17 protein-coding genes and 1 tRNA gene are annotated in these 19981 nt (G+C 63.8%); 14 read left to right on the plus strand and 4 right to left on the minus strand.

The genetic code is table 11. The annotated features are described in order from the left end of the window. From G559_RS0127495 to G559_RS0127515, 5 genes are all read left to right on the plus strand, one after another. A tRNA-Glu gene (locus G559_RS0127495) sits at positions 1 to 76 on the plus strand. A gap of 182 nt (positions 77 to 258) precedes the next feature. Further along, positions 259 to 798 carry a TetR/AcrR family transcriptional regulator gene (locus tag G559_RS0127500; protein ID WP_028631311.1) on the plus strand — a complete coding sequence of 180 codons (540 nt, stop codon included), beginning with the start codon at positions 259 to 261 and terminating at the stop codon, positions 796 to 798. A gap of 11 nt (positions 799 to 809) precedes the next feature. Then, complete coding sequence (locus G559_RS0127505; protein ID WP_028631312.1) at positions 810 to 1652, plus strand: alpha/beta hydrolase; 843 nt, start codon at positions 810 to 812, stop codon at positions 1650 to 1652. A 114-nt stretch (positions 1653 to 1766) separates the two neighbouring features. Beyond that, complete coding sequence (locus tag G559_RS0127510; protein ID WP_028631313.1) at positions 1767 to 2417, plus strand: bifunctional 4-hydroxy-2-oxoglutarate aldolase/2-dehydro-3-deoxy-phosphogluconate aldolase; 651 nt, start codon at positions 1767 to 1769, stop codon at positions 2415 to 2417. Beyond that, on the plus strand, positions 2414 to 2863 hold the full coding sequence (locus tag G559_RS0127515) for an acyl-CoA thioesterase (RefSeq protein WP_028631314.1): 450 nt from the start codon (positions 2414 to 2416) through the stop codon (positions 2861 to 2863). The genes G559_RS0127510 and G559_RS0127515 overlap by 4 nt, the downstream gene beginning before the upstream one ends. A 3-nt stretch (positions 2864 to 2866) precedes the next feature. Here G559_RS0127515 and G559_RS29450 read toward each other — a convergent pair whose 3' ends face one another. Further along, entirely contained in the window at positions 2867 to 3259 is a 393-nt protein-coding gene (locus G559_RS29450) for a hypothetical protein (protein ID WP_051246943.1), read from the minus strand. A 127-nt stretch (positions 3260 to 3386) separates the two neighbouring features. On the opposite strand from G559_RS29450, the gene G559_RS0127525 reads away from it, so the two are divergent. Beyond that, positions 3387 to 4361 (plus strand): tRNA dihydrouridine synthase, encoded by a 975-nt coding sequence (locus G559_RS0127525; RefSeq protein WP_028631315.1) that lies wholly within the window; start codon positions 3387 to 3389, stop codon positions 4359 to 4361. A 3-nt stretch (positions 4362 to 4364) separates the two neighbouring features. On the opposite strand, the gene G559_RS0127530 is transcribed toward G559_RS0127525, so the two are convergent. Next, the gene (locus G559_RS0127530; protein WP_028631316.1) at positions 4365 to 5111 is read right to left on the minus strand and encodes an SDR family oxidoreductase; all 747 of its coding nucleotides are present in this window, start codon (positions 5109 to 5111) and stop codon (positions 4365 to 4367) included. Between the two features lie 112 nt (positions 5112 to 5223). Here G559_RS0127530 and G559_RS0127535 point away from each other — a divergent pair, with 112 nt between their 5' ends. Then, complete coding sequence (locus G559_RS0127535) at positions 5224 to 5670, plus strand: Hsp20 family protein (RefSeq protein WP_028631317.1); 447 nt, start codon at positions 5224 to 5226, stop codon at positions 5668 to 5670. 55 nt (positions 5671 to 5725) lie between these two features. Here G559_RS0127535 and G559_RS29455 read toward each other — a convergent pair whose 3' ends face one another. Beyond that, positions 5726 to 9406: a sensor domain-containing protein gene (locus G559_RS29455; RefSeq protein ID WP_036997959.1), complete on the minus strand. Its 3681-nt coding sequence runs from the start codon at positions 9404 to 9406 to the stop codon at positions 5726 to 5728. A 112-nt stretch (positions 9407 to 9518) separates the two neighbouring features. After that, a complete protein-coding gene (locus tag G559_RS0127545) occupies positions 9519 to 10406 on the minus strand; it encodes a LysR family transcriptional regulator (RefSeq protein WP_028631318.1) in 888 nt (295 codons plus the stop codon). 170 nt (positions 10407 to 10576) lie between these two features. Here G559_RS0127545 and leuC point away from each other — a divergent pair, with 170 nt between their 5' ends. The 7 genes from leuC to G559_RS0127580 all read left to right on the plus strand — a co-directional run bounded on the left by leuC (position 10577) and on the right by G559_RS0127580 (position 19980). Beyond that, the gene (gene leuC / locus G559_RS0127550) at positions 10577 to 12001 is read left to right on the plus strand and encodes a 3-isopropylmalate dehydratase large subunit (RefSeq protein ID WP_028631319.1); all 1425 of its coding nucleotides are present in this window, start codon (positions 10577 to 10579) and stop codon (positions 11999 to 12001) included. A gap of 15 nt (positions 12002 to 12016) precedes the next feature. Continuing rightward, positions 12017 to 12661 (plus strand): 3-isopropylmalate dehydratase small subunit, encoded by a 645-nt coding sequence (gene leuD / locus G559_RS0127555; RefSeq protein ID WP_028631320.1) that lies wholly within the window; start codon positions 12017 to 12019, stop codon positions 12659 to 12661. A 20-nt stretch (positions 12662 to 12681) separates the two neighbouring features. After that, on the plus strand, positions 12682 to 13446 hold the full coding sequence (locus G559_RS0127560; protein WP_028631321.1) for a class I SAM-dependent methyltransferase: 765 nt from the start codon (positions 12682 to 12684) through the stop codon (positions 13444 to 13446). Positions 13447 to 13488: 42 nt separating this feature from the next. Next, positions 13489 to 14571 carry a 3-isopropylmalate dehydrogenase gene (gene leuB / locus G559_RS0127565; RefSeq protein ID WP_028631322.1) on the plus strand — a complete coding sequence of 361 codons (1083 nt, stop codon included), beginning with the start codon at positions 13489 to 13491 and terminating at the stop codon, positions 14569 to 14571. Positions 14572 to 14628: 57 nt separating this feature from the next. Further along, positions 14629 to 15741 (plus strand): aspartate-semialdehyde dehydrogenase, encoded by a 1113-nt coding sequence (gene asd, locus G559_RS0127570; RefSeq protein ID WP_028631323.1) that lies wholly within the window; start codon positions 14629 to 14631, stop codon positions 15739 to 15741. 110 nt (positions 15742 to 15851) lie between these two features. Next, positions 15852 to 16880 carry an aspartate-semialdehyde dehydrogenase gene (locus G559_RS0127575; RefSeq protein WP_028631324.1) on the plus strand — a complete coding sequence of 343 codons (1029 nt, stop codon included), beginning with the start codon at positions 15852 to 15854 and terminating at the stop codon, positions 16878 to 16880. Between the two features lie 142 nt (positions 16881 to 17022). Further along, positions 17023 to 19980 carry a FimV/HubP family polar landmark protein gene (locus G559_RS0127580; RefSeq protein ID WP_028631325.1) on the plus strand — a complete coding sequence of 986 codons (2958 nt, stop codon included), beginning with the start codon at positions 17023 to 17025 and terminating at the stop codon, positions 19978 to 19980. Position 19981 lies beyond the last annotated feature (1 nt).

The following is a 19981-nucleotide window of genomic DNA, read 5'->3' on the forward strand; positions in this document are numbered from 1 at the left end:
GTCCCCTTCGTCTAGTGGCCTAGGACACCGCCCTTTCACGGCGGTAACAGGGGTTCGAGTCCCCTAGGGGACGCCACTTTCAAGTTTCCCGCTCTGCGGGCTTTTCGAGGGTCATTCCAGTTTGGGATGGCCCTTTTGTTTTTCCGGCTTTCAAAAAAGCTCCCACGATTCCTTCAGGCCGACGAACGGTGAGGCAAGTGTCTTGCCAATTTGAATTACGCACATAATATTATGCGTGTAATTCAAGTGGAGGCTGACATGAGCGAGAAGAAAGCCCAGACCCGAGAACGCATCCTGCAGGCAGCCGCTTCGGCCATGTTGCAGCGCGGCCCGCAGGAGCCCGGTGTGGCTGATGTGATGAGTGCCGCCGGGCTCACGGTGGGGGGCTTCTACGCCCACTTCGCCAGCAAAGATGCGCTGATGCTGGAAGTCTTCGAGCAACTGCTGCGCAGGCGGCGGGATTTGATGGCTTTGCTCGACTCATCGTTGCCAGGGGAGGAGCGCCGCGCGTTGGCTGCCAGTTTCTACCTGTCCCGCAAGCACCGTGATGCCACTCACTCCGGCTGTCCGTTGCCCAGTTCACTGGGTGCGCTGCCGCAATTGCCAGAGGCCTACCGGACGTTGCTAGCGGAGCATCTGGAGGTGCTGAGTGCCGAAATGTGCGACCGCCCCGAAGAAGCCGACAAAGCCCTTGCGGACCTTGCCTTGATGGTGGGTGGCCTGGCCCTGGCGCGCGCGTTGGGGGCTGGCGATCTGTCTGACCGAATACTGCGTGCCGCCAAGTCGGCAGTTATCTGAGGAGCCGAATCATGAACAATCTGAGCCTGATCAGGGGAGTCCACGCCACGCTGGGTCGTGTGGCGCCACAAATGGTCGCCCGCCGTATGCGTCGCCAGTTCATGACGCCGCGCAACCTGCCGCCGCGGGAGTGGGAGATGCCGTTGCTCGGAAGCTCCGAGCGAATCACCCTGCGCTTTGGTCTGTCCGCCCTGCGTTGGGGGAGCGGTCCGACCGTACTGCTGATGCACGGCTGGGAAGGGCGCCCTACCCAGTTCGCCAGCCTGATTGAGGCCCTGGTCGCTGAAGGCTACGGTGTGGTGGCGCTGGATGGTCCGGCCCATGGCCACTCCCCGGGGCACGAAGCCAATGTGGTGCTCTTCGCGCGCGCTTTGCTGGAGGCTGCTGGCGAGCTGCCTCCGCTGCACGCGGTGATCGGTCATTCCATGGGCGGTGCAAGCGCCTTGCTGGCCAGCCAGATGGGGTTGCGCGCCAGGGCCTTGGTAAGCATTTCCGCCCCCAGCCGCATTCTTGGACCGCTACGCAGTTTCGCCCGATTCATGGGGCTGCCGCCGAAGGCCCGGGCGCATTTCGTCAGTCAGGTGGAAAACCATGCGGGGATTCCCGCGGCGCACCTGGATGTACAGCGCTACCAGCTGGATATCCCGGGCCTGGTTGTGCATGCCGAGGATGACCCGCTGGTGCCGGCCAGTGACGCCCAGGTCATCCACGACGCCTGGTTCGACAGCCAGTTGCTGCGGCTGGAGCAAGGTGGTCACCAGCGCCTGCTGGCAGATGCTCGCCTGGTCAGCGCTGTCCTTGGGCTGCTGGCGCAGGTTCGTGAGCCTCGGACTGCGGCAGAGGCTGTGCGCTGAGTCAAGACAGGGCTGGCAGGTGACCTGTCGTCAGTGCTCTACTTCCAACGTTCACCGGCCCGGCGTGATCGCCTTTGGCACCGGCCTGGGAACTTTGCGATGTGGAGAGCTGACATGAGCCTGACGATGGATGTGGTATTGCAGCGGGCGCGCCCGGTTCTGCCTGTGCTGGTGATCGAGGATACCGGGCTGGCCCTGGATCTCGCGGGGGCGCTGAGTGCGGGTGGCGTCGAGGTGCTGGAGGTAACCTTGCGCACGCCGCGTGCGCTGGATGCACTGGCGGCGATCCGCAAGGAATTCCCGGACCTGCTCGTGGGCGCCGGCACCCTGATCCATACCGAACAATTCATCGAGGCGCGTGATGCCGGGGCGCATTTTGCCGTCAGCCCCGGCTGTACCGAACGCCTCGCAGCAGCCGCCGAGGACTCCGGTCTGCCGTACCTGCCCGGCGTGATGACACCCTCAGAAGTGCTGTTGGCGCTGGAGTATGGCTACCGCTCGCTGAAGCTCTTCCCAGCCGATGGCAGCGGCAGCGTGAAAATGCTGAAAAGCCTCAAAGGCCCTTTCACTGGCATCCGTTTCTGCCCCACCGGCGGGGTGACTCCGGACAACCTGCTCAGCTTTCTGCGCCTGCCAAACGTGGCCTGCGTCGGCGGCACCTGGATCGCGCCGTCCAGCCTGATCCGCGCCCGCGCATGGGATCAGATCACTCAACTGGCCAGCGAAGCCCGTGAACTGGCCAGCAGCGTGGAGCTCAACTCATGAGCTGGGACATGCCCAACCCCTTCGTCATTGATATCAAGGTCGGTGCCGATGACATCGACGGCCTCGGTCATGCCAATAACGCCGTCTACGTCAGCTGGCTGGAGCGCTGCGCCTGGCGTCACTCGCAGAGCCTGGGTCTGGACCTCGCCGAGTATCGTCGGCTGGACCGGGCCATGGCGGTGTTGCGTCACGAAATCGACTACCTGGCCGCGGCTTACGAGGATCAGGAACTGCAGATGGCCACCTGGATCGTAGAGTCGGACCAGCGCCTGAAGATGGATCGCCTCTTCCAACTGGTACGGCCGGATGATGGCACCACCTTGTTGAGGGCCAAGACCACCTTCGTCTGTATCGAGCTCTCCAGCGGCAGGCCCAAGCGCATGCCGACGGAATTCGTCGAAGGTTATGGGCGGGCGCTGCAGCCGCCATTCCCGCTTGAGCTCTGAGCCTCAGTCGGCCGCTGGTGCCAGAAACACCTCGTGCTGGCTCTGCACGATGCGCAAATGGCGGATTTCGCCGGGCAGGATGATGGTCGACTGCGCGCTGCCTGCGTACTGCCCGGCGCAGTAACCTGAACCTTTCTGCGCCACCCGCAGGGTGATTTCGCCGGCCGGCACCGGAATGCTCACTGACTGGCCGGGCGCTATCTGCGCCACCAGCTCGTTCTGCACGTAAAGGTCGATGTCGCAGGCATTCGGGGCGTCCTCGTCACGGCTGATCAGCAGCTCGCCGATGGCGTCCGGCGTCGGCTGCCGAGCGGGCGACATGATCGCCTCGCTCGCGGCGAATACCGCAGTGGCGGCCAACGTAAGTGCGGCAAGGACGGGGACGAGCGAGTTCATCCGGGCAGTTCTCCTGCGCTGAATAGGTGGAGTTTCGACCACCAGTCCAGTCGGATGCTCCGTGGGATATTCGCCGTCCGTCCTGCTGCGTAAACTACGCGCCTTTTATCCTGTGAGCCTGCCATCCATGCAAATCGCCCTGGCCCCCATGGAGGGGCTGGTCGACGAAATCCTTCGCGATGTGCTGACCCGTGTCGGTGGCATCGACTGGTGCGTGACCGAATTCATCCGGGTGTGCGATCGCCTGCTGGCGCCCAGCACCTTCGAGAAGTTGGCCCCCGAGCTGGCCCAAGGCGCGCGTACCCGCGCCGGCACGCCCATGCGTGTGCAGTTGCTGGGCTCCGATCCGGTTTGCCTGGGCGATAACGCCGCGTTCGCCTGTGCACTGGGGGCGCCGGTCATCGACCTCAACTTTGGTTGCCCGGCCAAGACGGTTAACAAGTCGCGTGGCGGCGCCGTGCTGCTCAAGGAGCCGGAACTGCTTCATGCGATCGTCCGCGAGGTACGCCGCTCCGTACCGACGGAGATTCCGGTGACGGCGAAGATGCGCCTCGGCTTCGACAGCCCGGACGGCGCGCTGGATTGTGCCCGCGCTCTTGCCGAGGGCGGGGCTGAGCAGATCGTGGTGCATGCCCGTACCAAGGCCGAAGGCTACAAGCCGCCAGCACACTGGGAGTGGGTGGCCAGGGTGCAGGAAGCGGTCAGGGTTCCGGTGTTCGCCAATGGCGAGGTCTGGACCCTGGATGACTGGCGCCGCTGCCGCGAGGTGAGTGGGGTGGAGGACATCATGTTGGGTCGCGGCCTGGTGTCGCGTCCCGACCTGGCTCGGCAGATCGCCGCCGCGCGGGCGGGCGAGGCGGTGCGGGAAATGACCTGGGAAGAACTCCAGCCCATGCTGCAGGAATTCTGGCGTCAGGCTCGCCGCAAGCTGGCACCGCGCTATGCGCCGGGACGCCTGAAGCAATGGCTGGGCATGCTCACCCGCAGTTACCCCGAGGCGGTGGCGCTGTTCGCTGAGGTGCGCCGCGAGAACGATTGCGAGCGGATCGACGCATGGCTCGGGGTGCCCGATCTCCGCCGGGAGTGGGCCGAGGCAGGCTGACGCTTAGCGCCCGCCGGCTACGTCCAGCAGGGCGCCACTGGTATAGGAAGCCTCGTCGCTGGCCAGCCAGAGAATCGCGCTGGCCACTTCTTCCGCTTCGCCGCCGCGCCCCATGGGGACTGCCTGGCGAACGCGCTCGACCCGATCAGGTTCGCCGCCGCTGGCGTGGATTTCCGTGCGGATCACGCCGGGGCGGACTGCGTTGACGCGAATCCCTTCGGCTGCCAGCTCCTTGGCCAGGCCCAGGGTCATGCTGTCGATGGCGCCTTTGGCCGCCGCATAGTCGATGTACTCATTGGGTGCGCCGATACGCCCGGCGATGGAGGACAGGTTGACGATGGCGCCGCCCTGGCCGCCATGGCGAGTGGACATGCGCTTGATGGCCTCCCGCGCGCAGAGAAAGCTGCCGATCACGTTGGCCCGTAGCACTCGTTCGAAACGTGCCGCGTCCATGTCTTCCAGGCGCATCTGGCGCTCCAGCATCCCGGCGTTGTTCACCAGCACATCCAGCCGCCCGAACTCTCGGTCCATGAGTTCAAACATCGCCAGTACCTGTGCCTCATCGCCTACATCCGCGCACAGGGCAAGGGCGCGGCCGCCAGCGGCCTCGATTTCATGCACCAGCGCTTCAGCGGCTTCCCGCTGCTGCCGATAATTGATTCCCAGGGCGTAGCCGCGTTGGGTAGCGAGCCGGGCAGTGGCGGCGCCGATGCCGCGGCTGGCACCGGTGATGAGCATGACTTTCTGCATGGCGTTTCCTCTGGGGCTTGAAATGCTTTTGGGCGTCCCTATCTAGGGTACTGCGGGATGCCGAAGTCGGGTCTCGCAGTCGAAACACTTGCTGATTACTCAGGAGATCAACATGAGCACTGCTTTTTCCCTGGCCCCGCTGTTCCGTCATTCCGTGGGCTTCGACCGTTTCAACGACCTGTTCGAATCTGCCCTGCGCAATGAGAGTGGCAGCACCTATCCGCCCTACAACGTCGAGAAGCATGGCGATGACCAGTACCGCATCGTCATCGCGGTAGCCGGCTTCCAGGAAGAAGACCTGGAGCTCCAGGTGGAGCGCGGTGTGCTGACCGTCAGTGGCGGCAAACGCGAGAAGAGCGACGAATCGGTGACCTATCTGCACCACGGCATCGCCCAGCGTGCCTTCAAGCTGTCCTTCCGCCTGGCCGACCACATCGAGGTCAAGGCTGCCGCCTTACAGAGCGGCCTGCTGAACATCGACCTGGTGCGTGTGGTGCCCGAAGAAGCCAAGGCCAAGCGTATCCCGATCAACGGCCATCGCGCAGTGCTGGAAAACTGATCTCCCGACTACACGGGAAAAGAAGAGGGCGCCCGCGGGCGCCCTTTTTCTTGCTTCAGAGCGGCGCCGGCCGCTGTGCGCTGTGGGCCAGCAGTGCGCGGAACTCCGAAAGCGGTACGGGCTTGCTATACAGGTAGCCTTGGTAAAGGTGGCAGCCCTGCTGCTCGAGGAAGGCCAGTTGTTCGCTGCGCTCCACGCCCTCGGCAATTATCTCCAGGCCCAGGCTGCGGGCCATGGCGACGATGGCGCGAATGATCTCCGCGTCGTTCGGGTCCTGGGTGGCATCGCGGACGAAGGATTGGTCGATCTTCAGCGCATCCACCGGCAAGCGCTTGAGATAGGTCAGGGACGAATAGCCTGTACCGAAGTCATCCATGGCGAAACTCGTGCCCAGCTTCTTCAGGCGGCGCATCTTGCCGATGGTGTCCTCGATGTTCTGGATGACGATGCCCTCGGTGACCTCCAGTTTCAGCAACTGGGCGGGTAGCTGGCTGCGTTGCAGGCTGCGCTCGACCCGCTCGACGAAATCGCTTTGGCGAAACTGCCGGGGGCTGATGTTCACGCACAGGCTGAAGTCGCGGGGATCGACCAGCCGTTCGGCCACCAGCTGTTCGCAGGCGTTGCAGGCTTCGTCCAGCACCCAGGCGCCCACTTCCAGGATCAGGCCGCTTTCCTCCAGTACCTGGATGAACTGGCCGGGGGATTGTGGGCCCAGGGTCGGGTGTTGCCAGCGGAGCAGGGCTTCGGCCCCCACCACCCGATTGTTGCGCGCATCCACCTGGGGCTGGAAATGCAGTTCGAACTCGCCGCGGGCCAATGCCAGGCGCAGGTCGTTCTCCAGGCGCAGGCGCTCACTGGCCGCTGCCTGCATGGTGCTGCGGAAGATCTGGATGGCGTTGCGCCCGGAATCCTTGGCGCGATAGAGGGCGATGTCGGCGCGCTTCAGCAGGTCCGCGGGGCTGGCGCCGTGATCCGGAATCAGGGCGATGCCGATGCTGGGGGTAACCTGCAGGCGGTGCCCGTCGAGCAGCATGGGTTCAGCCAGCAGTTTGCGGAGCTTGTCGGCGATCTCCCGTACCTGGCGTGTCACTTCAGAACGCTTGCCTTCGAGACCGGTCAGCAGCACCACGAATTCGTCACCGCCAAGGCGCGCCACGGTGTCTTCCAGTCTCACGCTGGCTTCCAGGCGGGCGGTTACCATCTTCAAAACCGCATCGCCGAGGGGGTGACCGAGCGAGTCGTTGATGTGTTTGAAGTGGTCGAGGTCGAGGAAGAGCAGGGCGCCGCGCATGTTGTGGCGCTGCAGAAGGGCGATCTGCTGGGTCAGGCGATCGGTCAGCAATGCGCGGTTGGGCAGGTTTGTCAGCGGGTCGTGATAAGCCAGGTGCTGGATTTGCGCTTGGGCGTCCTTGAGCGCGCTGATGTCCCGCGCGGTAAGGAGCAGGCAGGGCGTGCCGTCAAGCTCGATCTGCTCCACCGAGACTTCCACTACCTTCTGGCTGCCGTCGCGGTGTTGGCCGAGCATCTCCAGATGGTGCACGCGGCCATTGCGCTTGAGCAGGTCGAGCATATGATCGCGTTCGGTGGGTCGCGCCCAGATGTTCATCTCGCCGGCCGTGCGCCCCAGCACTTCGTCGGCGCGGTAGCCGGTCAGCCGACTGAAGCCTTCATTGACCTCGATGTAACGGCCGGTGTCGCGTTCGGTGATGGTGATCGCGTCGGGGCTGGAGTGGAACGCCTTGGCGAACTTTTCCTGACTGGCCTTGAGCGCCGCCTCGGCTTGCTGGCGCGCGGTGATGTCGCGGAAGGTGGTGGTGATGCAGAGCTGGCGTTCGACGCGAATGAAGCGGCTCGACACCACGCAGGTCAGCAGGCGGCCGTCGCGGGTCAGAAAGCGGGCTTCGACGTTGTCCAGGCCCTGGTCGCGCAGCAGTTCACTGAACCGTCTCGAGCGCTGTTCGGGATCGGCCCAGAACTGGATCGCTGGAGCACTGAGGCCGACGATCTGCTCGGGTTGCCAGCCGAACACATCGCTGAAGCTCGGGTTGATCTCGATGAACACGCCGTCGCGGATGCGCGAGACGCAGATAGGGTCGGGGCTGGCCTGGAACAGGGTGACGAACTTCTCCTCCGACGCCGCCAGACGCTGTTCGCGGCGAACCCGCTCGCTGATATCCATGAGGATGCCGGTCATGCGCAGGGGGCGGCCCAGGTCGTCGCGATAAAGCTTGGCGGTGCTTTCCAGGTAGTGCACTTCACCGTTGCTGAAGCGTGTGCGGTAGGTCACCTGGTACTCGTTGCTGCGACCCTCCAGCAGCTCCTGGTAAGCGCGCCGCATGCTTTGCTGGTCTTCATCCGGTACGCAGATGAAGAAGTCGCGAAACTCGCCTTCGAAGGGTTCCTTGGCCAGACCGTGCAAGGCCGAGGCGCGGGCAGATCCGTAGAGCGTGCCATGGGCGATGTGCCAGTCCCAGGTGCCGAGGTCGGCCGATTCCAGGGCCAGGTTTAAGCGCTCCTGGCTGTCCTTCAGGGCCTGTTCCTGGGCGCGTTGGCGGGTGACGTCGCGAACCGTCAGCACCAGGCAGGTGCGGCCGTCCAGCTCGATCTCCTCGCCGTAGAGCAGGCAGATGGCGCGGCTGCCATCGCGGCGCTTCAGGTTTACCTCGAGTTCGTCGAGGCGACCGTGGCGTTGCAGGGTGTCGAGCATCTCCTGGCGTTGCGCCGGGTCTTCCCAGATGCCCAGTTCCAGAGAGCTGTGACCGATGGTTTCGCCCTGGCTCCAACCGAATTGGCGTTCGAAGCCGGTATTGATCTCCAGGAAGCGGCCGCTGGTGCGATCGGTGATCACCACGGCTTCGGGCGTACTGCGGAAGGCCTTGGCGAACTTTTCCTCGCTGATGCGCAGGGCGTTTTCGGCACGTTTGCGCTCGGTGGTGTCGAGGAAGGTGCTGATCAGGTAGGGCTGGCCCTCCAGTTCGATGTACTGGCTGGAGAGCACACCGTCGAGGATGCCGCCGTGGCGGGCGCGCAGCCTGACTTCCTGGGAAATCGGCGCGTTGCTGGCGCGGGCATTGCGGTGCAGCCACTCGCGTTGGCTCAAGTCCTCCCAGAAACCCAGTTCCAGGGTGGTGCGACCGATGGTTTCGGCGGCCGGCCAGCCCAGCACAGCCTCGAAATGCTGGTTGGCCTCGACGATCAGGCTGTCGGTCAGTCGGACCAGTAGCACGACGTCCGGACTCAGGTGAAACAGGCTGGAGTAGCGCTGCTTGGAGTTGATCAGGTCCTGGGCGCGTTTCTGCTGCTGGGTGACGTCGCGGATCACGCCGATCATCCGCCGCTTGCCGTCAGTCAGGGGTTGCAGGCTGCCGCTGATCTCGAGCCAGTGCAGGCTGCCATCGGGCCAGCGGATACGGTGGCGCATGGCGCGTTCGGCCTGTCGGCCTTCGAGCACTTCCTGGAACAGGCGCAGCACCTCGCCGCGATCGTCTTCGGGGATCAACTGGACGTAATCCACCGGTTCGCTGAGCGGCCGATGCGGATCGAGGCCGAACAAGGCCTGGGCACCACGGGACCAACTGACCCGGCCGGAATCGATATCCCAGGACCAGGCGCCCAGTCGGGCGCCGTTCAGCGCGGCCAACAGGCTGGAGGCGTCTTGCCAGGATTGCTCGAAGGCCGCGGGGTCGAGGGCAGGGATATGGGGGAACGGGGGACTCGGGTCACTGGCTTTGCGCATGCGCGCCCCTTACCGACGATAGGGCAGATGTTCGGGTCGGTGAACGGCGAGTGGTTCCTCGTGCCTTCCCGACCCTGTTCTTATGGTGTGCGGCTCAACTTAGCCTTTGCCCTTACAGGTACGCAAGGTTGTCGCGCTGTGCGTCGAGCAGCGCCATGAAGGCTTTGGCGGCGTTGGAGAGGGTGCGCTCGGTGTGCAGGATGTAGCCCAGCTGGCGTGACAGCTGGATGTCCTGCAGGGGCAGACGCACCACGGAGTCGTCAAGCATGGTACGCGGCAGCACGCTCCAGGCAATGCCGATGGAGACCATCATCTTGATGGTCTCCATGTAGTTGGTGCTCATCGCGATGTTCGGCATCAGGCCCTCCGCTTCGAACATGCGGCGGACGATGTGGTGGGTGAAGGTGTTGCCGCCGGGGAACACCGCCGGGTGCCGCGCCACATCGGGAAGGAAGATGGTCTTGTCACGGGCCAGGGGGTGTTCCGGCGCGGCAACGAAGTCCAGCGGGTCGTTCCACACCGGCACCGCCTGGACCGGCAGCGCGGTTTCCGGTGCCAGGGTGATCACCGCCAGCTCCACGCGACCGTGGAGGATTTCCTCATAGGCCACTTCCGAGTCGAGGAACTGGATGTCCAGGGCGACCTGCGGATAAGCGCGGGTAAAGGCGCGCAGCAGCGGTGGCAGGCGATGCAGGCCGATGTGATGGCTGGTGGCCAGAGTCAGGCGGCCGCTGATGTCGCCGGAGAGGTTGCTCAGGGCGCGGCGGGTATCGTCCAGCACGTTGAGGATCTGGTAAGCGCGGGGGAGCAGGGCACGGCCGGCTTCGGTCAGGCTGACTTCGCGGCCGAGGCGGTCGAACAGGCGCACGCTGAGTTGCTGCTCCAGCGAGGCAATGCGCTTGCTGACCGCGGGTTGCGTCAGGTGCAGCCGCTCTCCTGCTTCGGAGAAGCTGCCGGTTTCGGCGATGGCGATGAAAGCATTGAGGCTGGCCAAATCCATATCTGGACTCCGTGGGTTGCTGGCGCCGGTAGTATCCGCATTCCTCGATGGAATGCTTTAAATAAAAAATATGAATTTGAGTTATTCGATGCAAGCCCCTACGATCGTCCCCACAAGCAAAAGGGGCTTACGACCCCTGCGCACAGAAGCAAGCTGATGAGGACCTGACGATGGCCGGCAAGACGCTCTACGACAAGCTCTGGGATGCTCACGAGGTGAAGCGCCGCGACGATGGTTCGTCGCTGATCTACATCGACCGTCACATCCTTCACGAAGTGACCTCGCCGCAGGCCTTCGAAGGGCTGCGTCTGGCGGGTCGCAAGCCGTGGCGCATCGATGCCAACATCGCCACCCCGGACCATAACGTGCCGACTACTCGCGCCGAGCGCCAGGGCGGCCTCGAAGCCATCGCCGACGAGGTTTCGCGCATCCAGGTCAAGACCCTGGACGAGAACTGTGATGACTTCGGCATCCTCGAGTTCAAGATGAACGATATACGCCAGGGTATCGTCCATGTGGTCGGTCCGGAGCAGGGCGCCACCCTCCCGGGCATGACCGTGGTCTGCGGCGACTCCCATACCTCCACCCACGGCGCTTTCGGCGCACTGGCCCACGGCATCGGCACCTCCGAGGTCGAGCATGTGCTGGCGACCCAGTGCCTGGTGGCGAAGAAGATGAAGAACATGCAAGTGCGCGTGGAGGGCAAACTGCCTTCTGGCGTCACCGCCAAGGACATCGTGCTCGCCGTGATCGGCAAGATCGGCACTGCCGGCGGCAACGGTCATGCCCTGGAGTTCGCCGGCAGCGCCATTCGCGATCTCTCCGTCGAAGGCCGCATGACCATTTGCAACATGTCCATCGAAGCGGGTGCCCGCGTCGGTCTGGTGGCTGTGGACGAAAAGACTATCGCCTACGTCGAAGGCCGCCCCTTCGCTCCCAAGGGCGCCGACTGGGACAAGGCCGTAGTCGCCTGGCGTGATCTGGTGTCCGATGCCGACGCGCATTTCGACACCGTTGTCGAACTGCGCGCCGAAGACATCAAGCCGCAGGTGAGCTGGGGCACGTCGCCCGAGATGGTGTTGCCGGTCGATCAGCGTGTGCCGGACCCGGCCGCAGAAGCTGATCCGGTCAAGCGTGGCTCCATCGAGCGCGCCCTGAAGTACATGGGGCTTGCCGCCAACCAGGCCATTACCGATATCCAGCTGGATCGCGTGTTCATTGGTTCCTGCACCAATTCGCGCATCGAAGACCTGCGTGCCGCCGCCGAAGTGGCCAAGGGTCGCAAGGTCGCTGCCACCGTCAAGCAGGCGCTGGTCGTGCCGGGCTCGGGCCTGGTCAAGCAGCAGGCTGAACAGGAAGGCCTGGACAAGATCTTCATTGAAGCGGGCTTCGAATGGCGTGAGCCGGGCTGCTCCATGTGCCTGGCCATGAACCCGGATCGCCTGGAGAGCGGCGAGCACTGCGCGTCCACCTCCAACCGCAACTTCGAAGGCCGTCAGGGCGCTGGTGGTCGTACCCACCTGGTCAGCCCGGCCATGGCCGCCGCCGCTGCGGTGACCGGTCGTTTCGTCGATGTTCGCGAGCTGCTCAAGTAAGGAAGGAGAGTCGAGATGAAAGCCTTTACCCAACACACCGGTCTCGTCGCTCCGCTGGATCGCGCCAACGTCGACACCGACCAGATCATTCCCAAGCAATTCCTCAAGTCGATCAAGCGTTCGGGCTTTGGCCCCAATCTGTTCGACGAGTGGCGCTACCTGGATGTCGGCCAGCCGAACCAGGACAACTCCACACGTCCGGTGAACAAGGATTTCGTGCTGAACTTCCCACGCTACCAGGGCGCCAGCGTGCTCCTGGCCCGCGAGAACTTCGGCTGTGGCTCCTCCCGTGAGCACGCGCCCTGGGCGCTGGACGAGTACGGCTTCCGCGCCATCATCGCGCCGAGCTACGCCGACATCTTCTTCAACAACAGCTTCAAGAACGGCCTTCTGCCGATCATCCTGAAAGATGAGGAAGTCGACGAACTCTTCCAGCAGTGCGAGTCCACCGAGGGCTATCAGCTGACGGTCGACCTGGCCGCGCAGACCGTGACCCGTCCGGACGGCAAGCAGTACAGCTTCGAAGTGGACGCGTTCCGCAAGCATTGCCTGCTCAATGGCCTGGACGATATCGGCCTGACCCTGCAGGACGCTGAAGCGATCAAGGTCTTCGAAGGCAAGCACCGCCAGGGCAATCCGTGGTTGTTCCGCGACGCCTGAACCGTACACTGGAGGATGACGTGAGCGACAAAGCCCATGAGCAGGTGGTCCAGCGCCAGTTCGGCGAACAGGCCAGCGCCTATCTGAGCAGTGCCGTGCATGCCCAGGGCACGGAATTTGCCCAACTGCAGGCCGAGGTAGCGGGGCGCGGCGATGCCCGCGTCCTCGATCTCGGTTGTGGCGCCGGACACGTGGCCTTCCAGGTTGCGCCGCTGGTGGGTGAAGTGGTGGCTTACGACCTGTCCGAGCAGATGCTCGATGTTGTTGCGAGCGCCGCCGCCCAGCGTGGGCACGGCAATGTAGTGACTCAACAGGGCGCGGCCGAGTCGCTGCCCTTTGCCGATGGCAGCTTCGACTTCGTCTTCAGTCGCTATTCGGCGCACCACTGGAGTGACCTTGGCCTGGCCCTGCGCGAAGTGCGTCGAGTCCTGAAGCCGGGTGGCGTGGCGGCCTTCATCGATGTCGCGTCACCAGGGAAAGCGCTGCTGGATACCCACCTGCAAGCGGTGGAAGTGCTGCGTGATACCAGCCATGTGCGCAATTACTCGCCTGCCGAGTGGCTGTGCCAGGTGGCCGAGGCGGGGTTGCGGCCCCGCAGTCATGCGCGCCAGCGGTTGCATCTGGAGTTCGCCTCGTGGATCGAGCGTATGCGGACGCCGGTGGTGTTCCGCGACGCGATCCTGGCGCTGCAGCAGGCCGTCGGAAACGAGGTTCGCGATTATTTCGAGATTGCCGCTGACGGCTCCTTCAGTACGGATGTCCTGGTGCTCTGGGCCGAACGCTAGAACGAATTGCATGGCGCGGAGAGCGCCCAACGAGAGGAAAGCATGAGCAAGCAGATTCTGATTCTCCCCGGTGACGGCATTGGCCCGGAGATCATGGCCGAGGCCGTCAAGGTGCTGGAGCTGGCCAATGACAAGTTCCAGCTCGGTTTCGAACTGACTGAGGACGTCATCGGTGGTGCCGCCATCGACAAGCACGGGGTGCCACTGGCCGACGAGACCCTGGAGCGTGCGCGCAAGGCCGATGCCGTGCTGCTGGGCGCCGTGGGCGGCCCGAAGTGGGACAAGATCGAGCGTGACATCCGTCCGGAGCGTGGTCTGCTGAAGATCCGTTCGCAGCTGGGGCTGTTCGCCAACTTGCGTCCGGCCATCCTCTATCCGCAACTGGCCGAAGCCTCCAGCCTCAAGCCGGAAGTGGTCGCGGGTCTGGATATCCTCATTGTTCGTGAGCTGACCGGCGGCATCTATTTCGGCCAGCCACGCGAGCAGCGCGTGCTGGAAAATGGCGAGCGTCAGGCCTACGACACCCTGCCGTACAGCGAAAGCGAGATTCGCCGCATCGCCCGTGTCGGCTTTGATATGGCGCGCGTGCGCAACAAGAAGCTGTGCTCGGTGGACAAGGCCAACGTCCTGGCGTCCAGCCAGCTGTGGCGCGAAGTCGTGGAAGAAGTGGCCAAGGATTATCCGGACGTCGAACTCAGTCACATGTACGTCGACAATGCCGCCATGCAGCTGGTACGGGCCCCCAAGCAATTCGACGTGATGGTTACCGACAACATGTTCGGCGACATCCTGTCGGATGAGGCTTCCATGCTCACCGGTTCCATCGGCATGCTGCCTTCTGCCTCGTTGGATTCGAACAACAAAGGCATGTACGAACCCTGCCATGGCTCGGCGCCGGACATCGCCGGCCAGGGCATCGCCAACCCGCTGGCGACCATACTCTCCGTATCGATGATGCTCCGCTACAGCTTCAACCAGACAGCTGCCGCCGACGCCATCGAGAAGGCCGTCAGCCTGGTGCTGGATCAGGGGCTGCGGACCGGCGATATCTTCTCCGCCGGTGCGACCAAGGTCGGTACTCGTGAGATGGGCGATGCAGTGGTAGCAGCACTGCGGAATCTGTAATCTGTCCGGCCCGCTGGCAGTCCAGCGGACCACTTTTTCAAGAAAGGTGTAGTTGTCATGAAGCGTGTAGGTCTGATCGGTTGGCGCGGCATGGTGGGTTCCGTGCTCATGCAGCGAATGCTGGAAGAGCGGGATTTCGACCTGATCGAGCCGGTGTTCTTCACCACTTCCAACGTCGGTGGCCAGGGTCCCGCGGTCGGCAAGGATATTGCCCCGCTGAAGGACGCCTATAGCATCGACGAGCTGAAGAGCCTCGATGTGATCCTGACCTGCCAAGGTGGCGACTACACCAATGAGGTGTTCCCCAAGCTGCGCGAAGCCGGTTGGCAAGGCTACTGGATCGATGCCGCGTCCAGCCTGCGCATGCAGGATGACGCGGTGATCGTTCTCGATCCGGTGAATCGCAAGGTTATCGACCAGCAGCTGGATGCCGGCACCAAGAACTACATCGGTGGCAACTGCACCGTCAGCCTGATGCTGATGGCGCTTGGCGGCCTGTTCGAAGCCGGTCTGGTCGAGTGGATGAGTGCCATGACCTACCAGGCGGCCTCCGGTGCCGGCGCGCAGAACATGCGCGAACTAATCAAGCAGATGGGCGCGATCAACGGTGCCGTTGCCGATGACCTGGCCAATCCGTCCAGCGCCATCCTCGATATCGACCGCAAGGTGGCTGAGGCCATGCGCGGCGAAGATTTCCCCGCCGAGAACTTCGGTGTACCCCTGGCTGGTAGCCTGATCCCCTGGATCGACAAGGAACTGCCTAATGGCCAGAGCCGCGAAGAATGGAAAGGCCAGGCCGAGACCAACAAGATTCTCGGTCGCTTCAAGAGCCCGATCCCGGTCGATGGCATCTGCGTGCGCATCGGCGCCATGCGTTGCCACAGCCAGGCGCTGACCATCAAGCTGAACAAAGATGTGCCGATCGCGGACATCGAAGGCATGATCAGCCAGCACAACCCTTGGGTGAAGCTGGTGCCGAACCAGCGTGAAGTCAGCATGCGCGAGCTGACCCCGACTGCCGTGACCGGCACCCTCAGCGTTCCGGTCGGCCGTCTGCGCAAGCTCAATATGGGTTCGCAGTACCTCGGTGCCTTCACCGTCGGTGACCAGCTGCTCTGGGGTGCCGCCGAGCCGCTGCGCCGGATGCTGCGTATCCTGCTGGAGCGTTGATGGTCTCTTGGGGTGCCGATGAGGCTCGTCGGTAACCCCAGCCCCTCGATTGCTTGCATGCGGGGTGGCAGTTACAGTGCCGCTCCCCGCATCGCCATAAGTAGTTCCCCATGAGCCAGTCCCTCGACATCGCCATCATCGGCGCCACCGGCACCGTTGGTGAAACCCTCGTCCAGCTCCTTGAGGAGCGGGAATTCCCAGTCGGCAACCTTCATCTGCTTGCCAGTGGCGAATCCGCCGGTGCTTCTGTGCCATTCAAGGGACGCAATCTGCGAGTGCGCGACGTCGCCGATTTTGATTTTTCCCAGGTCCGTCTGGCGTTCTTTGCTGCTGGCGAGGTGGTGACCCGCAGTTTTGTTCCACGTGCGCGCGCCGTTGGCTGCTCGCTGATCGATCTGTCCGGCGCCCTTGACCCCCTGGAAGCCCCAAGCTTGGTACCGGAAGCCAATCCGGAACTGCTCGCCGGGCTGTCTGCGCCTTACCAGCTGACCAGTCCCAGCGCCTCAGCGGTTGCCCTTGCGTGCGTGCTGGCGCCGCTCAAGGACTTGCTAAAGCCGCAGCGTCTCAGCGTGATGGCAAGTCTTGCCGTTTCCAGTCGCGGTCGCGAAGGTGTCACCGAACTGGCTCGCCAGACTGCGGAGTTGCTGAATGCGCGTCCGCTGGAGCCGCGCTTCTTCGATCGCCAGATCGCCTTCAATATCCTGGCCCAAGCCGGTGCGCCGGATGCCCAGGGGCACATCGCCCTGGAGCGGCGCCTGGTGAGTGAGATCAAGCAGTTGCTCGGCGAGCCTGGCCTGCGTGTCGCCGCTACATGCGCATTGGCCCCGGTCTTCTTCGGTGACAGCCTGGCTGTCTCAGTGGTGGCCGAACAGCAACTGGATCTGACTGCTGTGCGTGAACGTCTGGGTCAGGCGCCGGGTGTCGAATTGGTGGAAGAAGAGGGCGACTATCCGACCGCTGTCGGCGACGCAGTAGGGCAGGATTCGGTATACGTAGGACGGGTTCGCGGCGGGGTGGATGACCCTTGCGAACTCAATTTGTGGATTGCTTCTGATAATGCAAGAAAAGGCGCTGCGCTCAATGCTGTGCAGTCGGCCGAGTTGTTGATAAAACACTATCTGTCAAAGATACTTACCTGAAAATTTGTAGAAATATTCTAGCTTGACAATACTGGCTTGGCCTTATCGTTGATGGGGAGCCGCCGTTCCGGCGTGCGCAGGCAGCGACTTAAGACCCTCCTCTCGCTCGGCGGGAAAAAAGATAAAACAAGGGAATCACTCTATGGTTCGGGTTCGCAAACTTGTGCTGGCAATCGCGGCTGCATCCGCGCTGACTTCGGGCGTCGCCAACGCTCTCGGGCTCGGGGAAGTCACCCTGCGTTCTTCCTTGAACCAGCCCCTGGATGCGGAGATCGAGCTGCTTGAGGTGCGTGACCTGGCCTCGGCCGAAGTCAAGCCGAATTTGGCGGCAGCCGAGGAGTTCTCCAAGGCAGGCGTCGATCGCCAGTATTTCCTGCAGGACCTCAAGTTCACACCGGTGATCAAGCCTAACGGCCGCAGCGTTATCCGGGTGACTTCCAGCAAGCCGGTCCGCGAACCCTATCTGAATTTCCTGGTCGAGGTGCTCTGGCCCAATGGCCGTCTGCTGCGTGAATACACGCTGCTCCTCGATCCGCCGCTTTATTCGCCCCAGGCCGCCGCCGCTGCTGCGCCGAAGATTCCCGTAGCCGCGCCGGCTCCGGCGCCGCGCCCTGTGGTCGCCCCGACACCTGCGCCGGTCCGTACCGCTCCGGCGGCTGCCGCTGCGCCGCGCCCAAGTGCACCGACCCCGACTCCGGCCCCGGCGCCCAAGGCACCAACTGACCAGTACCGCACCACGTCTAGTGACACGCTCTGGGAAATTGCCGAGCGCAGCCGCGCCAGTGGCTCGGTGCATCAGGCCATGCTGGCCATCCAGGACCTGAACCCGGATGCCTTCGTCGATGGCAACATCAATCGGCTGAAGAGTGGCCAGGTGCTGCGTTTGCCCGATGAGCAGCAGATCGCCAGTCGCACCCAGGCCGAGGCCATCGCCCAGGTCCAGGCGCAGAACACCGCCTGGCGTGAGGGCCGTAGCCTGGCAGGGGAGGGCAAGCGCCAGCTTGACGCCACCAAGCGCAGTAACGCCGGTGCCGCGCCCGAGAAGGTCGATACCCAGGACAATCTGCGACTGGTGTCGGCCGCCAGCGGCAAGGCTTCCAGCGGCAGCGACAAGGGCGCCAACGGTGAAAGCAAGGCGCTCAGCGACAAGCTGGCCGTGACTCAGGAAAGCCTGGACTCGACCCGTCGCGAGAACGAAGAACTCAAAGGGCGCATGACCGATCTGCAGAGCCAGATGGATAAGCTGCAGCGCCTGATCCAGCTCAAAGACGACCAGCTTGCCAAGCTGCAGGCTGATATGGCCGGCCAAGGCAAGCAGGCGCCAGCCGCTCCGGTAGCCGCTGCTCCCGTTCAGCCGGCCAAACCCGCAACTGCGCCTGCCCAGCCGGCTCCGGCTGCAGCTGCGCCTGCCCAACCGGCTGCACCTGCACCTGTCCCGGCTGCCGCAGCACCTGCTACTCCCGCGGCCCCTGGCGCTGCTGCGCCTGCTCCGGCCGCTGCTCAACCTGCCGCCCCGGTCCAGGCCCAGCCGGCTGCTCCCGCCCAGCCCGCGGCGCCGGTCGCCACGCAGCCCGCCAAGCCGGCAGAGCCAGCCAAACCCGCCGCTCCGGCCAAGCCGGTACAGACCGCTCCGGCCGCGCCGGTGGTCGAGCCGCCGCAGTCCAGCATCATTGATGACGTGCTGGCAAACCCAATGCTTCTCCTGCTGGCTGGCGGTAGCGCCCTCGTAGCCCTGCTGGTGCTGCTGATGGTGCTGTCGCGCCGCAACGCGCTGAAAGAGGCCGAGTTGCAGAACGGTCTCGCCGCACAGGACGATGAAAACAGCTTTGGCAGCGATCTCGATCTGAAGGATGACAGCTTCGCTGCCTTCGACAGCCCTGAGCTGGACTCCGCTGTTGCTGATGTGCCGGAAGCGGCTCCGGCCAAGGCGCAAGAGCGTGTCACCGCGCAGACCGGCGATGTGATCAGCGAAGCCGACATCTATATCGCCTACGGCCGCTTCAACCAGGCTGCTGAACTGCTGCAGAACGCCATCAACGACGAACCTCACCGCAGCGATCTCCGTCTGAAACTGATGGAGGTCTATGCCGAGCTGGGTGATCGTGAAGGCTTCGCGCGCCAGGAAGGTGAACTCCGCGAAATTGGCGGGGCGGCCGGCGAGATCGAGCAACTGAAAGGCAAGTACCCGGCTATGGCAGTCGCCGCGGTTGCCGCGACCGCAGCCGCGGGTCTGGCTGCTGCCGATGATCTCGACAGCTTCAGCCTTGATGACCTGACCCTGGATGACGACCCAGCGACTGCTCCGGCAAACGTTGGTGGCGATCTGGATGACGCATTCGACCTGAGCCTGGATGATCTGGGCTCCGATCTGGATTTCGACCTGGCGGACGAGAAGCCGGCCAGCATTCAGCCGGCCGCCGCTCCGACCAATGAGTTGAGTCTGGACGATCTGGAGTTCGACGCTCCTGCTACGCCGGCCAAGGTCGAGAGCGACCTGGATTTCGATCTGGATATCGGCGGCAGTGACGAGCTTCTGACCGGCGAGGAGAGCCTGGAGCTCAGCGACGACCTGGCTGATTTCAGCCTCGATCTGGAGCCCGCAGCTGAGCCGAAGAGCGCCGATGAGGATGAGTTCCTGCTTAGCCTGGACGGCGACCTCGATTCGCCCCTGGCCGCTGAAGAGCCTGTGTCGGCGGTGGAAGAAGCGAGCGCTGGCCTGCTTGACCTGCCGGCTGACTTCGACCTCTCCCTGCCTGAGGAGCCGACTGCCGAACCGCTGGCGGATAACGACAGCTTCGCTGCTCAGCTGGACGAAGTGACCGCCGAGCTGGATCAGCTCTCCGACAGCCTGCAGCAGGCGCCAGAGCCCGAGCCGGTTGCTGTGCTGGAAGACGACGTATCGAACCTGGGTCTGGAAGAGGAAGACGATTTCGACTTCCTCTCCGGTACCGACGAAACTGCGACCAAACTGGACCTGGCTCGCGCCTATATCGACATGGGTGACACCGAAGGTGCTCGCGACATCCTCGACGAGGTAATGTCCGAGGGGAATGACACCCAGCAACAGGAAGCGCGCGAACTGATCGCACGTCTCAGCTGAT

It is taken from the genome of Metapseudomonas resinovorans DSM 21078, assembly GCF_000423545.1.
Classification (GTDB): Bacteria; Pseudomonadota; Gammaproteobacteria; order Pseudomonadales; family Pseudomonadaceae; genus Metapseudomonas; species Metapseudomonas resinovorans.